Consider the following 15,132-nt stretch of genomic DNA (forward strand, 5'->3'; position numbering starts at 1 on the left):
AATCTTTTTTATCTATAGACGAACGTAGTCGCCGCTCTTGCCGCCCGACTTGCTGAGCAGCGACACGGAGCCGATGACCATGTCCTTCTGAAGCGCCTTGCACATATCGTAAACGGTCAAGGCGGCTGCGGAAACGGCGGTCAACGCCTCCATCTCCACTCCCGTCCTGCCGGTTGTCTTCACTTCCGCCGTAATCGTCAGCGTATCCGCGCCATCGTCCGCAAATCGGATATCGACGCCGGTCAGCGGCAGCGGATGGCACATCGGAATCCAGTCCGCCGTCCGTTTGGCCGCCTGAATGCCCGCGATCTGCGCCACGGCCAGCACGTCCCCCTTGGCGACGGAGCGTTCCCGAATTCTGCGCAGCGTCTCGGGCGCCATCTTGACCTGTCCCTCCGCCACGGCGACTCTGGCGGTGACAGCCTTGTCCGTAACGTCCACCATCCTGGCTCTGCCCTGCTCGTTAAAATGCGTCAACGGCTCATTCGTCCGCTCCATCCCGAATCCCCCTTTTCCAAGCGGCAGCGCTGCCGTCTTCGGCGAACCAAAGAACGCCTTCGTCCGTCGCGAGCCCGTCCAGCTTCAGATCGTGCTCCTCCGCCGGCAGGACCTCCGCGACGACCTGCCCGGAGAAGGCGAATCCCAGCCACAGCGTCCTCGCTTCCGGCGCGAGACGCCGCCTCTCCATGTACAAGCGATCGTAAAAACCCCCGCCGTATCCGAGCCTTCCCCCGGCCTTGTTGTAGGCCAGCCCGGGAACGAGCACGACGTCCAGAGGAGAGGTCTCTGCCAGAAGGGCGGTGCGGCGGGGGTCCGGCTCCGGCACGCCCCATCTTCCCGCCATCCAGTCGGACAGAGCGCCGATCCGCCGCAGCTCCAGCCCGTCGCCGTCCGTTCTCATGCGGGTCGCGACTACGGTGTCCCCTCTGTCCAGACAAGCGGCGACCAGCGGCATAGGCGACGCTTCGGAGCGATACGGCGCGTAGGCGCACAGCGTAAGCGGCCGGCCAAGCTCGCGCCTTAGCCGGCTCAAGCCCTCGCTCTCCGTCACGGCGCACAGCTTGCCGGACAGCGCTTCCCGCTCGGCCGCGGACAGCCGGTCCCTGATCTTCGCCATTCGCGCGCGCCATTCGGCCTTGAGCGCCCCCGCTTCCCTGTTCTCCATGAACGTCACGCCTGCCTTCGAGTATCCCTGAAAACCTATTTTCATTTTATCATTGAATGCCTATTTACGCCAAAGGATAACGCTTGGACTTTTCCCGCGACTTTACGGTACACTTGGAAGGAAAGACTGAAAAGAACTTGTCGGAGGGATTCCTCTTGCTTCTTCATGCATCTGGCATTACGAAACATTACGGTGTGACTCCCGTGCTGGAAGGCGTCTCCCTGCAGATTAACGAACGCGATCGCATCGGCCTGGTCGGCGTTAACGGAGCGGGCAAGTCCACCTTTCTGCGCGTGCTGGCGGGAGACATCGTTCCGGATTCGGGCTCGGTATCCAAGCCGAGAGAGCTTAAGATCGGCTATTTGGCGCAAAACGGCGGGCTTCAAGGCCACCGCACGATTCAGGAGGAGATGACGTCCGCGTTCGGCCCCTTGCTGGATCAGGAGAAAGTTCTGCAGGAGCTGGAAGCTCGCATCGCCGATCCTCGCGAGCTGGAATACCCGGAGCGGTACGAAGCTCTGCTCGCCCAATATGCGGACGTCAGCGAACGGTTTCGCGAGAACGGCGGATTCGAGATGAACAACCGAATTCGCAGCATTCTGCACGGGATGGGCTTCGGGGACTTCCCGCCGGACACCGAGGTTGCCGCGCTGAGCGGCGGTCAGAGAACCCGGCTGGCGCTGGCGAGGCTTCTGCTCGTCCAGCCCGAGCTGCTGCTGCTCGACGAGCCGACCAACCATCTGGATATTCAGACGCTGACCTGGCTGGAGCAGTATTTGCGATCCTATGCGGGCGCGATGGTCATCGTCTCTCACGACCGCTACTTCCTCGACGCGACCGTGACGTCGATCGTCGAGGTCGAGCGCCGCCAGGCGACGAGATATACGGGCAACTACAGCCGGTTTATGGATCTGAAGGCGGCGGCGTTCGCCCAGCAGCTGAAGCTGTACGAGCAGCAGCGCAAAGAAATTTCCCGCATGGAGGATTTCATCCAGCGCAACATCGTCCGCGCTTCGACGACCCGGCGCGCTCAGAGCCGGCGCAACGCGCTCGAGCGGATCGAGCGGCTGGAGAAGCCCAGCTCGCTCAGGCAAGCGAGCTTCTCGTTCACGACCGAGCGCCGCAGCGGCAAGGAAGTGCTTCGGGTCATCCGCTGCGCGGCCGCCCCAAAGCCGGAGATGGCGCCGCTGTTCCGCAACGTCTCGTTCGAGGTCAAGCGAGGGGAGCGCGTCGCTCTGCTCGGTCCCAACGGCGTCGGCAAAACCACTCTGCTCCGCGCGCTGACGAGCCAGCTGCCGCTGCGGGACGGCGCGATCGAATGGGGCGTCGGCATCTCGCTCGGCTATTACGATCAGGAGCAGCGGGAGCTGAATGCGGCCAACACTGTGCTGGAGGAAGTATGGAGCGCCTATCCGCATCTTCCGGAGGCGGAGATCCGCACCGTCCTCGGCAATTTCCTGTTCAGCGGCGAGGACGTCCGCAAGAGGATCAGCGCGCTGAGCGGCGGAGAGAAGGCTCGCGTGGCGCTGTCCAAGCTGATGCTGCTCAAGGCGAACGTCCTGCTGCTCGACGAGCCGACCAACCATCTTGATCTGATGAGCCGGGAAGTGCTGGAAGCCGCATTGGAGGAATACGACGGCACGCTCGTGTTCGTCTCCCACGACCGCTATTTCCTGAATCGAATCGCCGACCGGGTCGTGGAGCTGTCCCCGGACGGAGCGGAGCATTTCCTGGGAAATTATGACGAAATGGTCGCCAAAAAACAGCAAATGGAAGAATGGGCGATGACAAATCGCGACAGCGCCGCATCGGCGGCGTCCGAGCCGGCCGCGACCAGCTACGAGGCCGAGAAGCAGGCCAAGCGCGAGGACAGAGCCCGCGCCCGCAAGCGGGAACAGATCGAAGCCGACATTTCCAGACTGGAAACCGAGATTGGCGAGCTTGAGGAGCAGATGGCTTCCCCGGAAATGGCAACCGATTATGTGCGGCTTCGGGAGAAGCAGGAAGAAACGGAGAAAAAGCGAGCGGAGCTGGAAGAAGCTTATCGGATTTGGGAAGCTCTGATGGAAGAATCTTAAAGGAGAGGGGGGCGGCATTACGGTCTTGAATCGACCGGCCGGGGGAACTCGGAGAAAGCGCCCTCCCGAAAAAGGGGACCCCGTCATCCGCATCGCGGACTTCGGGGTTCCTCTTTTCTTCTTTGGCCTAACCATGCTGTTATTCACAACGTTATACACAGCCCGCTGACACCTTTTTAACGTTTGTTAATATTCTGATAACTTTTAATCGGTTGGCGCGCAAGCTTTTGGCCCGGACTCGCAGGATTTGTCCACGTTGTCCACCGATGTATCCCCGTTATCCACATTATCCACAGAAAAGATGTGAAAAACTCGTCCTTTTTTCAGCCGTTTGCAACCCCTTGTCCCCCATAGCCTGGACGAATTTACCCACATTGTGCACATGGGCTGTGGATAAGTTTGTCCACAACGATAAAACAAATAAGAGCTGCCCCAAGAAATTGGGACAGCTCCACGGTCTACAGCTTCAAAAGCCAACGGCGCGACGCTTCGCCGAAAACAAGACGATCGCCGGGAACCGGCTTAAACAGCGGGATCAATTCCGAAGCGGCGACGGCCTCCGGCCGGTCGAGCCATCCGGCCAGAGCGGCAAGCAGGCCCAGTACGCGCTCGGGGGCCGCTCCGCTCTCCTTCAGCGCAGCCAGCGTCAGCGACTTGTCCCGTTTGGACAGACGGCTGCCGGCTTCGTCGGCCAGCAGCGGAATGTGGACAAAGTCCGGAGCCGGCAGCCCGAGCGCTTCGTACAGCGCCAGCTGTCTCGGCGTGGAATCGAGCAGATCGCCCCCTCGCAGCACATCGGTAATGCCCATCGCGGCGTCGTCCACCGTCACCGCCAACTGGTAGCTGAACATGCCGTCCGCGCGCTTGACGATAAAATCGCCAAGAGCCTCGCCGTCGAACGAGCAGGAACCGCGCCAGCCGTCGCGAAAGACGATTCGGCCTGCCGGCATCTGGAACCGCAGCGAAGACGACTTAACCGCGGCTTTGGCGGCGCGCTCCTCTGCGGTCAGCGAACGGCACAAGCCCGGGTACGCGGCGCCCTCGCTCGCCAGGCCGTGAGGGGCGCTGGCAAGCGAGGCCAGATCGCTTCGGCTGCAGTAGCACGGATACAGACGGTCCGCTTGCCGAAGCCTCTCCAGCGCCTCCTCGTAATGGGACTCGCGCTGGCTTTGAACATAGGGCGCATGCGGGCCTCCCTCGCGGGGCCCTTCGTCCCAGTCGAGCCCCAGCCACCGCAAGTCGTCCAAGATTTGCTCGGCGAAAGCGGGCCGGGAACGGGCTTTATCGATATCCTCCATGCGCAGCACGATCTCCCCGCCGGCCTGCCTCATCTGCAGCCAAGCGGCCAACGCGGCCAACGCGTTGCCGATGTGCAGCAGCCCGGAAGGCGTAGGCGCGAATCTTCCGCGACGGGCCATCCTCTCACGCTCCTGATAGATGCAAAAAAGAGCAGAGTGCGCTCTGCTCAAATGCTTGTTGAATATCCATTGAAAAACTGGCGGAGCCGACGGGATTCGAACCCGCGATCTCCTGCGTGACAGGCAGGCATGTTAGGCCTCTACACCACGGCTCCACACGTAACGAAGATGTCTTAGACACGAGTAAGATCATACCATGAACTCGCGCATTCTGGCAAGCTTTTCGCTGCGGATAGATGAGATTTTCCCTCTGCGACGATGCGGCGCCGATCGGGATCCGGCGGCGTACGGCCGCCAAACATTTGGCAGGAGCGGACCGGCACGAACGCGCGCCGACGAAGAGACCGCCCCGCCCGGCCGAACCCCGCGCCCTACATCGCCGATCCGCGTCGTCTTCAACATTCAGGTTCGCGGGACGATCCGGCAGTACGCATCCATAAACCGCACCATTCCGCCACGGCCACCACGTCGATGGCTTCGTCCGAATGCGACATCCCCTCGTTCTCTCCCTTTCCAGCATTTATTGTACATGCTCTTCTGCTCGCGTTTTTGACCGCTCTTGCTCATCTTACGGTCCGGGCAACCAAAAAACGCCATCCCGGCCAACCGCCGTCCTCCGTCGAGGAGGGGCGATTGCCGAAGATGACGAGTTAGACCGACCAGTCCTCCAAGGACAGGACGGCTTCGGCTTTCATATCCAGCGTCGAGAACTGCCCTCGCCGCCATTTCAGGTCGGCGGCGGCGGCGATCATCGCGGCGTTGTCCGTGCACAGCTTGTTCGGCGGAACGAGCAAAGGCATGCCCGTCTCCTCGCACAGCTCCGTCAGCCTCTCCCGCAAACCGCGATTCGCCGCAACGCCGCCGCAGAGCATTAATTGACGCGCGCCGAACTGCCGGGCGGCGCGAATCGCTTTGCCGGTAACGACATCGATGACCGACTGTTGAAACCCTCTGGCAAGCGCCGAGAAATCCGGGGTTTCTCCCTTCATTCTCGAACGGTTGATCTCCGCGAGCACAGCGGACTTCAAGCCGCTGAAGCTGAAGTCGTACGAGTCCGGCTCCAGCCACGAGCGGGGAAGCGCGACCTCTTCTTTCGCCTCCCGAGCGAGCTTGTCGACGTGAGGGCCTCCCGGATAAGGGAACTGCAGCGCCCTCGCCACTTTATCGTAGGCTTCTCCGACTGCGTCGTCCCTTGTCCGCCCGACGACGCGGAACTTTCCTTCCGCTTCGAGGAGAACGATCTCCGTATGCCCTCCGGACACGACCAGCGCGACGGACGGATACAAGATGTCGCCGACGAGACGATTGGCGTAGATATGTCCGGCAATGTGATGCGTGCCGATGAGCGGCACGTCAAGCGCGAGCGCCAGACTTTTCGCCGCGACGACGCCGACGAGCAGCGCGCCGATCAAGCCGGGCCCCTGCGTAACGGCCACCGCGCCGACGTCCGACAGGCCGATGCCCGCCTCCCGCACCGCTTCCTCCACGATGACCGTCACCGTCTCGACGTGCTTGCGAGAGGCGATCTCCGGCACGACCCCGCCGAATCGCCGATGCGTGTCGATCTGGCTGGAGACGATATTCGACAGCACCTCGCGACCGTTCCGCACGACGGCTACGGAAGTTTCGTCGCAGCTCGTCTCGATCGCCAGCAGCAGACGGTCGCCCTGGAGCGCCTCTTCGTTCGGTTGTCCGCTCATCCCTCTCCTCCTTCCAGCGTTCCCGCCGTTTCCGACTTTCCGCGGTCGTCGGGAATCAGATCCGCCCACATGATGAGCGCATCCTCCATATTGTCCGAATAATAATTCGGGCGCACGCCGGACGCAACGAAGCCCATCTTGCGGTAGAGGGAACGAGCTTTATCGTTGGACACCCGCACCTCCAGCGTCATTCGCCGGGCGCCGAGATAGCGGGCCGTCTCCATCAGTTCCGTCAGCAGCGCCTTCCCGTAGCCCTGTCCCTGATACAGGCTTCGAATCGCAATATTCGTCACATGCGCCTCATCGATAATTAGCCACATGCCGCCGTAGCCGGCAATGTCTCCATCCAGCTCCAGCACCATATACTTGGCGAACAGATTGTTCGTCAGCTCGTTGCGGAACGCCTCCGCGGTCCACGGTGCCGTAAACGCTTCCTGCTCGATCTCTACAATGGCGGGAATGTCGTCCAGATTCATCAAACGAAATTCCATCTCTTCACTCTCCCCGCGACGCCGCCAGCAGCTTCGCTTCGGCTTCGGCCAGCTGCGTATAGTTCGGGACGAACGAATGCACGTTCTGCCGCTCTCCTAAGCGATACCGCAGCTCTCCGAGCAGTCCGAGCGCAGTCGCGTCCATGTTCCACTCGAATCTCCGCAGTCTCGTGCCCGACTGCTCCGCCGCCTCGATCGCTTCCCGATGAAGCGCCACGTCCCCGACAAACCAGATTGCCGCCACCTGAGGGTCCTGCGTTCCTTCCTCCTCGATGCAAGCCGCCCAATCGGCGATCAGCCGAATGGCGTCGGAGTCGACCGTCCTCCAGCCGCCGGAGTGATCGGCCGCATAACGGGAAGTATATACTTGTCCCCTTCTCGCATCCAGAATCGGCACGAGCCAGATGTCCCGATCGTCGGCCAGATCCTCATTCTCCTCGCGAAGCCTGCGCCATGCCCCGAGGGCCAGCGCTTCGAGGGTGGAGACGCCGAGCAGCGGTTTTCCCCACGCCCAGGCCAGAGTCTTCGCCGCCGTAACCGCAATCCGGACCCCCGTATAGGAGCCGGGACCTTGCCCGACCACGATCGCATCGAGCGATTGGCCCTTTAATCCGTTGCGATCCAGCAGCTCCTTGATCTCCGACACTATCCGCACAGAGTGGTTGCGCTCCGCGAACGACACGACGGAATCGACGCGCTGGCCGTCCCGGACGATCGCGGCGGAGAAGGCGGCGGTCGACGTATCGAATGCGAGCACCGTCACGGACCCGCTGTCGCCGATCAGCTGTTCGTCTATTTTCATGTTGTACGTTCTCCCCCTTCCGCCTGACGGAGCCCCAGCCGGACGCACCAGGCTTCATACTCCCGTCCCGCCGGGCGACAAACGATTTTCCTGGACTCGGGACCGGTCGTCTCCAGATAGAGATGCAGCCGATCGGGCGGCAGGATCGGCTCGATGATGGACGCCCATTCCACAAGCGATACGCCGTCCCCGTGGAAATATTCGTCCAGGCCCAACTCGTCGGCTTCCTCCAGCGACAGCCGATAGACGTCCATATGATAGAAGGGAAGCTTCGTCCCCTGGTATTCCTTGATTATCGTGAAGGTCGGACTGTTCACGATCTCTTGAACGCCCAGCGCCGCAGCGTATGCTTTGGCGAAATGCGTTTTCCCCGCGCCCAAGTCTCCGTCCACCGCAAGCACGGCCCCCGGGAACGCCAGCTCCGCCAGCGCCTCCGCGAATGCGGCCGTAGCCCGCTCGTCGGCGGCCTCCAGCTCGTATCGGAGCGACAAGTCTTCCGCTTGATTCGAGTGCATCATTCACATAATCCCTTCGCGAAAATGATTGTAGCCCCGCTTGGGCAGCGGCTTGCGCTTCCCCGTATCCGCCGACTCCAGCCAGACGCCCGGCCCGCCTTCCTCGACCTCGCCGATCGCGAACAAAGGAATGCCCTCCGCCCCCAGCCGCTCTCGCAGCTCCCGCACGCAGCTCTTGTCCGCGGTGCCGAGCAGCACGTAATCCTCTCCCCCGAATAACGCCAGTTCGGCTGCGCTCATACCGTTGTCTCCGGCATACGCGGACAGTTCCCCGGACAGGGGAAGCAGCTTCTCCTTCAGCACCAGCTTGACCCCCGACGCCTCGGCAATCTCCCAGGCTTCGCTGGCTACGCCGTCGCTGACGTCGTTTAAGGACGTTCCCCATCCCGTTTCCGCCAAGATTCGCCCGGCCTTCACCGACGGAACGGGCCTCCGGTGGGCTTGCGCCAGCCTTGGCGGGAGAGCGCGCAGCAAGCGGTCGCGCTCCGCTCCTTCCGCGGCGGCGATCCTGCGCAAGGCGTGCAGCCCGGCGGCCGACAGCCCCGTCGGCCCGGTCAGAAACACCGCTTGTCCCGGCCGGGCGCCGGAGCGGCGAATCGCTTTTCCGGCCTGCGCTGTGCCGATGACCGTGACGGATACGACGAGATCCCGGGGCGCGGAGGTCGTATCTCCGCCGATCACGGCCACCCCGTAACGCTCGGCGCACTCGTACAGCCCGTCGTACAGCCTCCTCATCCGCTCCTCATTCCAGGCGGGAGGGACGCAGACGGACACGAGCGCGCACTTCGGCTCCCCTCCCATCGCGGCGATGTCGCTCACGTTGGACGCCAGCGCCTTATACCCGACGTCGGCTTCCCCCATCGTCTCGTCGAGGAAGTGAACCTGCTCGACCATCGTATCTGCGGCGACGAGCCATTCCCATCCGGGACCGGCGTCCTTCAACACCGCCGCGTCGTCTCCGATGCCCAGCGAGACGCCGGCCCGCGCAAGGAAGTCGACCGACTGGCGACCCTCCGTCCAGAAGCGGATGCGGCCGAATTCGTCCAATGGCGGCACGGCTCTACCCCATTTCTTCATTGTTGTCCTAATTATATCGGGGTGCGCCCGAACATGCAAAGACCGGCCCGAGCGGTCTCGGGCAAGTGCGACCAGCTTTCCGGGCGAGCGTCCGGCTTTTTATGAGAATCATAAGAATAATATTATTTAAGATTCCAACGCCTTGGCACATCTGAGAAAATCGGCTCTTCGCACGCGGACTGGAAACTTTTATGGCATGTTTTCGCCGAAGCCAGCTGATAGACTTTGAACTATTCCAAGCCAAGGGAGGAAATAGAGTTCCATGAAGAAGTTCAAAGCGATCGGTTTGAAGAAAACTTTGATGCTCGGTACGTTGGCGCTTGCCATCTCCGTTCCCGCGGGAGCTGGAGCGGTCTCCGCGGCCCCCGCTGGCCAGATCGTTACTCCAGACCAGTTGACGCAAATCGCCAGCCGGTTCGGCATAGATCTCCATTCGCTGCTGCAGCAAATTGGGCAGCGACAGACCCCCGTCTACAACCCGCCGTCCTCGAGCGGCGGCGCGGATAACGGCCAGGTCGCCAAGCCGAGCAAGCCGTCCCGGCCCGCTCTGCCTTCGGCGCCCGGAGCGGGCTCTAACGGAAGCTCCGGAAATACGGGCAGCGGCAATACGGGCAATGCCGGCGCCGAGGCGGCCGATTCCGCCTTCGCGACGCAGGTTATTACGCTGGTTAACCAGGAACGCGCCAAAGCGGGCCTGAAGCCGCTGGCGGCCACGAACGCCACGCTGACGAAGATGGCTCTGGACAAAGCGAAGGACATGTATCACAACGGCTACTTCGACCACAATTCGCCGACGTACGGCTCGCCGTTCGATATGATGAAGAAATACGGAATCAATTATCGTTATGCGGGAGAAAATATCGCCAAAGGCCAGCGCACTCCGCAGGAGGTTATGAACGCCTGGATGAACAGCCCGGGCCACCGCGCGAACATCCTGAGCGCCAACTTCACGACGATCGGCGTCGCTTACTATAACGGCGTCTGGGTTCAGGAATTTATTTCGTAATTGCGACCCCGGCCGTCGCCTTGTCCGGGCCACATCCGCCCGGACTGGCGGCGAAGTCGGCGAGGATGGGGCGACCGACTCGTCGGACCGAATCATCCGCAAAAAAAGGAGCATGTACAAGATGACTGTACGTGCTCCTTTTTATCTCTGCCTGCATGTTCAAACGATAGTCATCTTCCCAGATGACCCGAGTACCCCTCGCTTTTCCCGACCTTCTCTATCGTATTTCCTGCTTACTTCACTTCAATTAACTCCGCCTTCTGCAGCAGCCGCTGGACGATCGCCGCGACTTCCGCTCTTGTCATATTCGCCTTTGGAGCAAGCGTATCCGCGCTTCTGCCCGTTACGATGCCCGCTCGAATACTGCCCGCGACGCCTTCCTGCGCCCATTTCGCAACCATATACGCATCTCCGTAAGTTTTCAGCGCCGCATCGGCCGATGGAACGGATAACGTATCCGCCAGTCCAGTCAGCACCATCGCTTTGGACAGAATCAGCATCGCCTGCTCGCGCGTGATTTTGTCTTGCGGACGGAAGGTCCCATCCTGGAAGCCATCGATCAGTTGATACGCATAAGCCGTGTTAATGACGCCGCTATACCAGTCCGCAGCTTTCACATCGGAGAAGGCCGTCGCGCCGCTTTCCGGCTTGAGTCCCAGTCCGCGCACCAGAATAGCTGCAAACTCGGCGCGGGTAATGTCCCGGTTCGGAGTGAACTTGCCGCCTCCCGTTCCGTCGATAACCATTCGGGAGCCCATATCGTTAACCGCGGACTTCGCCCAGTGCTTCGCCACATCGCTGAATTCAATCGGATTCCAGACGACGGCGTACGTACTGTTCGTCAAGCTGTTGATTTTGGCAAAATAGCTCGCGCCGCTCCTGGTCACCTGTGTCGGCACGTGACGCGCCGAACCGTCCGGCTCGATGACGACGCCCGTCGTAATCTTGTTCGGGTCTACCTTATCCGGAATGGCGATCGTGCGTTCTACATAGACATTGAATTTGGACACCTCGATCGTAGAATTTCCGTAGGTGGCTCGAACCTTAAAATTAAACGTCGGGGCTACGATCGTAAATTGTCCTTGAACCGCCGAGTTTTCCGCCGCTTTGACGGTTTCCTCTGTCGGCTCGGAGATCTCGATTTGCACTTTAATTTCCTGCAGAGCCGCATCCTTGCCGATTTGCGCGGCAACGGCATCCATACGGATCTGCTCGGCAGGAACCTTATAGGAGGCTTTGTCCGTCCTGATTTCCAGTACCGCTTGCTTCTGCTCCATATGCTTGATCAATTCGCCATTGAGTTCGCCAACAACGACGTTCGAATCCGGACGAATCGGGATCGTGACTACGGCGTGCTGCCCTTCCGCCGCGAGCTTCGCCTCCAGTTTGCTTGGGTCGACGGCAACAATCGTGACCGTTCTTCCGTTCTGCTTTGCAGTAGTCGCCGTGCCCGCGTTTTCCACTTTGCCGTTGACCAGCACAATCACGTCAGTCGTTTGCGCTCCGGATCCGTTAGCGCTCGGAGTTTCGGGGGCAGGAGACGACGGATTGCTCGGCGCGCTGGGCGCGTTTACTTTTACATCGACCGTTTGAGTGACCGTCCTATCGTCCAGCCAAGAGGTACCGTTCCATATTTGCTTCTGGAAAGTAACCGTGACGGTGTGATTGCCGGTTGTCGATGGCGCATATTCGGACAAATAGTCCAATCCGCTTTCGGTGAACGAGCCCGACTTTCCGTCCGTCGATTCCCAACTTGCCGGCACAAAGCGTTCGTCGCCCTCGAACAAACCGTCTGCCGATTGACGATCTCCGGCGGCGAGTAATCTGACAGTCCCGCCTGACGTAATGCTTGCCGGATCGGCGCTGACACGGTTGTTGGCGGCGTTCGCTGTCGCAGCTTTCGCTTCCACGGTCGTTGTCTTCGTATCCGTGTCGCCGCTCACGTTGACCCATGAGCCGCTCGCCGCATCCCATCTTTGTTTCTGAAACGTAACGGTCACCGTCTGGGCACCTGCCTCAGACGGCTTATAATCAAAGGTGCTGTCGCTTGGGCTTAGCGAGCCCGATTGGTTGTCTGTCGACGCCCAGCCTGCCGGAACGAACCGTTCGTCCCCTTCCAACAAGCCCGCCGCCGTCTGCCGGTCGCCGCTGACCGTCACCGTCACCATTCCGCCTGACGTAACGCTTTCCGAATCGGCGCTGACGCTGTTGTTGGCGGCGTCTGCCGTCGCCGCTTCCGCCTCCACGGTCGTTGTCTTCGTATCCGTGTCGCCGCTCACATTGACCCATGAACCGCTCGCCTCATCCCATCTTTGTTTCTGGAACGTAACGGTCACCGTCTGGGCACCTGCCGCCGTCGGCTTGTATTCGGACGTATATTCCGTTCCGTTACGAATAAACGTACCCGACCTGCCGTCTGTCGAACTCCAGCCTGCCGGAATGTATCTCTCGTCTCCTTCCGTCAAGCCGTCCTCCGATTGACGGTCTCCTTCGGCCCTCACGGTAACGGCTTCTCCGGAAGTTACGCGATCCGGACTGACGCCGACCGTATTGCCGGAATCGCTCGCCGTCGCAATGACTTTCACCGTCGCCGTCTTCGTATCGATTACGCCGACGACGTCCTCCCATTCTCCCGCGGCCGAGTTCCATTGCTGCTTCTGGAATGTCGTCGTTAGGGTATGGGTTCCCCTCGTCGATGACGAGTATTGGAAGCTCCCATCGGTCGGAGTCAGATTGTCTGACTGCCCGGCCGTCGAGGTCCAACCTGCCGGAACGAATCGCTCGTCTCCTGTGAACACGCCGTTCTCCGATTGACGGTCGCCGCTGACCGTCACCGTCGCCGTCCCGCCTGACACGATGCTTTCCGGATCGGCGCCGACACGGTTGTTGGCGGCGTTCGCTGTCGCAGCTTTCGCTTCCACGGTCGTTGTCTTCGTATCCGTGTCGCCGCTCACGTTGACCCATGAGCCGCTCGCCGCATCCCATCTTTGTTTCTGAAACGTAACGGTCACCGTCTGGGCACCTGCCTCAGACGGCTTATAATCAAAGGTGCTGTCGCTTGGGCTTAGCGAGCCCGATTGGTTGTCTGTCGACGCCCAGCCTGCCGGAACGAACCGTTCGTCCCCTTCCAACAAGCCCGCCGCCGTCTGCCGGTCGCCGCTGACCCTCACCGTCACCATTCCGCCTGACGTAACGCTTTCCGAATCGGCGCTGACGCTGTTGTTGGCGGCGTCTGCCGTCGCCGCTTCCGCCTCCACGGTCGTTGTCTTCGTATCCGTGTCGCCGCTCACATTGACCCATGAACCGCTCGCCTCATCCCATCTTTGTTTCTGGAACGTAACGGTCACCGTCTGGGCACCTGCCGCCGTCGGCTTGTATTCGGACGTATATTCCGTTCCGTTACGAATAAACGTACCCGACCTGCCGTCTGTCGAACTCCAGCCTGCCGGAATGTATCTCTCGTCTCCTTCCGTCAAGCCGTCCTCCGATTGACGGTCTCCTTCGGCCCTCACGGTAACGGCTTCTCCGGAAGTTACGCGATCCGGACTGACGCCGACCGTATTGCCGGAATCGCTCGCCGTCGCAATGACTTTCACCATCGCCGTCTTCGTATCGATTACGCCGACGACGTCCTCCCATTCTCCCGCGGCCGAGTTCCATTGCTGCTTCTGGAATGTCGTCGTTAAGGTATGGGTCCCCCTCGTCGATGACGAGTATTGGAAGCTCCCATCGGTCGGAGTCAGATTGTCTGACTGCCCGTCCGTCGAGGTCCAACCTGCCGGAACGAATCGCTCGTCTCCTGTGAACACGCCGTTCTCCGATTGACGGTCGCCGCTGACCGTCACCGTCGCCGTCCCGCCTGACACGATGCTTTCCGGATCGGCGCTGACACGGTTGTTGGCGGCGTTCGTTGTCGCAATTTCCGCATTCACCTGAACTGTTTTCTGATCCTCCGTGGCGGTATTCGTCCAGGCCGATCCGTTCCACGTTTGTTTGATGAAAGTAACCGTTAAGGTAAGATCGCCTGCCTCCGATGGTGTGTAGAAAGACGTGTACTCTGCTCCGCTTTTAGCAAACGTACCCGACTCGCCGTCTGTCGAACTCCAGCTTGCCGGAACGAACCGCTCGTTTCCGATAAAATCGCCGATTTCCGATTGTCGGTCGCCTTCGGCCGTCAACGTGAAAGTCCCGCCGGAAATGACACTGCTCGGGGTTGCGTTGACCTTATTGTTATCAGGATTGGCCGGATAGACCACATTAAACGGCGCGCGTTTGGTATCGTCCTCCTGACGCTGACCCCATTCTCCGGATTCAAAATCATACTTGTACATGTAATAGTTTACCTCGACTTCATATCGTCCTGCCTCCAGTTGATCGATGACTTCGGTAAAGTTATCTGGATGGGTAAAATCTCTGTACTCAAAGATCTTCTCGCCGGTCTGTTGGTTCCATAGTCTCCATTTAAGAGGAATGAATTTTTCATCCTCGTGCGACACGCCAGGCTCCGATTGCCGGCTGCCCGTTGCGGTGAACGTGACTTGACCGCCCACGAATATCGTACTGGGGTTTATCGTAACGGTATTTGCGCCTCTGCTCGCTGTCGCGGCCTGGCCGGATACGGACACGATTTTCGTTTTGAGATCGTCTTGGTTCATATTCTGCCATTCCGTTCCATCAAAACGCTCTTTCCTGAAGGTAACTTCTATTGTATGCGTCCCCGCTGCTAAAGGCGTAAAATTCGCACTGTAATCATTCCCTGTCCTGACTATCGGGCCTACATTGGCGATATTCCCCTTGTCCTGGATGAAGTAGGGAATATATCTAGTATCCCCCTCAATGACATTGGTAGAATTCTGATGATGTCCTTGCATACGTACTGT

Annotated in this window: 11 protein-coding genes and 1 tRNA gene; 2 read left to right on the forward strand and 10 right to left on the reverse strand. The window is 60.3% G+C overall.

The genetic code is table 11. The features are described from left to right. Nucleotides 1–12: 12 nt before the first annotated feature. Both moaC and ACFO3S_RS04205 read right to left on the reverse strand, forming a co-directional pair. Entirely contained in the window at nucleotides 13–498 is a 486-nt protein-coding gene (gene moaC / locus ACFO3S_RS04200) for a cyclic pyranopterin monophosphate synthase MoaC (RefSeq protein ID WP_378092605.1), read from the reverse strand. Further along, nucleotides 482–1,165, reverse strand: a complete 684-nt coding sequence (locus ACFO3S_RS04205; protein ID WP_378092607.1) for a 5-formyltetrahydrofolate cyclo-ligase — start codon at nucleotides 1,163–1,165, stop codon at nucleotides 482–484. Before ACFO3S_RS04205 ends, moaC begins: the two co-directional genes overlap by 17 nt. Nucleotides 1,166–1,320: 155 nt before the next feature. On the opposite strand from ACFO3S_RS04205, the gene ACFO3S_RS04210 reads away from it, so the two are divergent. Beyond that, nucleotides 1,321–3,243, forward strand: coding sequence for an ABC-F family ATP-binding cassette domain-containing protein (locus tag ACFO3S_RS04210; RefSeq protein ID WP_378092610.1), 1,923 nt, complete (start codon nucleotides 1,321–1,323; stop codon nucleotides 3,241–3,243). A gap of 458 nt (nucleotides 3,244–3,701) precedes the next feature. Here the strand turns inward: ACFO3S_RS04210 and gluQRS are convergent, their stop codons facing one another. From gluQRS to thiL, 7 genes are all read right to left on the reverse strand, one after another. After that, on the reverse strand, nucleotides 3,702–4,661 hold the full coding sequence (gene gluQRS, locus ACFO3S_RS04215) for a tRNA glutamyl-Q(34) synthetase GluQRS (RefSeq protein ID WP_378092613.1): 960 nt from the start codon (nucleotides 4,659–4,661) through the stop codon (nucleotides 3,702–3,704). 78 nt (nucleotides 4,662–4,739) lie between these two features. Then, a tRNA-Asp gene (locus tag ACFO3S_RS04220) sits at nucleotides 4,740–4,816 on the reverse strand. 495 nt (nucleotides 4,817–5,311) lie between these two features. Next, complete coding sequence (gene tsaD / locus ACFO3S_RS04225; protein ID WP_378092615.1) at nucleotides 5,312–6,361, reverse strand: tRNA (adenosine(37)-N6)-threonylcarbamoyltransferase complex transferase subunit TsaD; 1,050 nt, start codon at nucleotides 6,359–6,361, stop codon at nucleotides 5,312–5,314. Next, nucleotides 6,358–6,852 carry a ribosomal protein S18-alanine N-acetyltransferase gene (gene rimI, locus ACFO3S_RS04230; RefSeq protein WP_378092617.1) on the reverse strand — a complete coding sequence of 165 codons (495 nt, stop codon included), beginning with the start codon at nucleotides 6,850–6,852 and terminating at the stop codon, nucleotides 6,358–6,360. The genes tsaD and rimI overlap by 4 nt, the downstream gene beginning before the upstream one ends. Before the next feature lie 4 nt (nucleotides 6,853–6,856). Further along, nucleotides 6,857–7,654, reverse strand: a complete 798-nt coding sequence (gene tsaB, locus ACFO3S_RS04235; protein WP_378092619.1) for a tRNA (adenosine(37)-N6)-threonylcarbamoyltransferase complex dimerization subunit type 1 TsaB — start codon at nucleotides 7,652–7,654, stop codon at nucleotides 6,857–6,859. Beyond that, nucleotides 7,651–8,169: a tRNA (adenosine(37)-N6)-threonylcarbamoyltransferase complex ATPase subunit type 1 TsaE gene (gene tsaE, locus ACFO3S_RS04240; protein ID WP_378093160.1), complete on the reverse strand. Its 519-nt coding sequence runs from the start codon at nucleotides 8,167–8,169 to the stop codon at nucleotides 7,651–7,653. Before tsaE ends, tsaB begins: the two co-directional genes overlap by 4 nt. 3 nt (nucleotides 8,170–8,172) lie before the next feature. Then, entirely contained in the window at nucleotides 8,173–9,225 is a 1,053-nt protein-coding gene (gene thiL, locus ACFO3S_RS04245; RefSeq protein ID WP_378092621.1) for a thiamine-phosphate kinase, read from the reverse strand. A 283-nt stretch (nucleotides 9,226–9,508) separates the two neighbouring features. Here thiL and ACFO3S_RS04250 point away from each other — a divergent pair, with 283 nt between their 5' ends. Continuing rightward, nucleotides 9,509–10,252: a CAP domain-containing protein gene (locus ACFO3S_RS04250; RefSeq protein ID WP_378092623.1), complete on the forward strand. Its 744-nt coding sequence runs from the start codon at nucleotides 9,509–9,511 to the stop codon at nucleotides 10,250–10,252. A gap of 233 nt (nucleotides 10,253–10,485) precedes the next feature. Here ACFO3S_RS04250 and ACFO3S_RS04255 read toward each other — a convergent pair whose 3' ends face one another. Then, nucleotides 10,486–14,907, reverse strand: a complete 4,422-nt coding sequence (locus ACFO3S_RS04255) for an S-layer homology domain-containing protein (RefSeq protein ID WP_378092625.1) — start codon at nucleotides 14,905–14,907, stop codon at nucleotides 10,486–10,488. Between the last annotated feature and the right edge of the window lie 225 nt (nucleotides 14,908–15,132).

Source organism: Cohnella hongkongensis (assembly GCF_042654645.1).
Classification (GTDB): domain Bacteria; phylum Bacillota; class Bacilli; order Paenibacillales; family Paenibacillaceae; genus Cohnella; species Cohnella hongkongensis.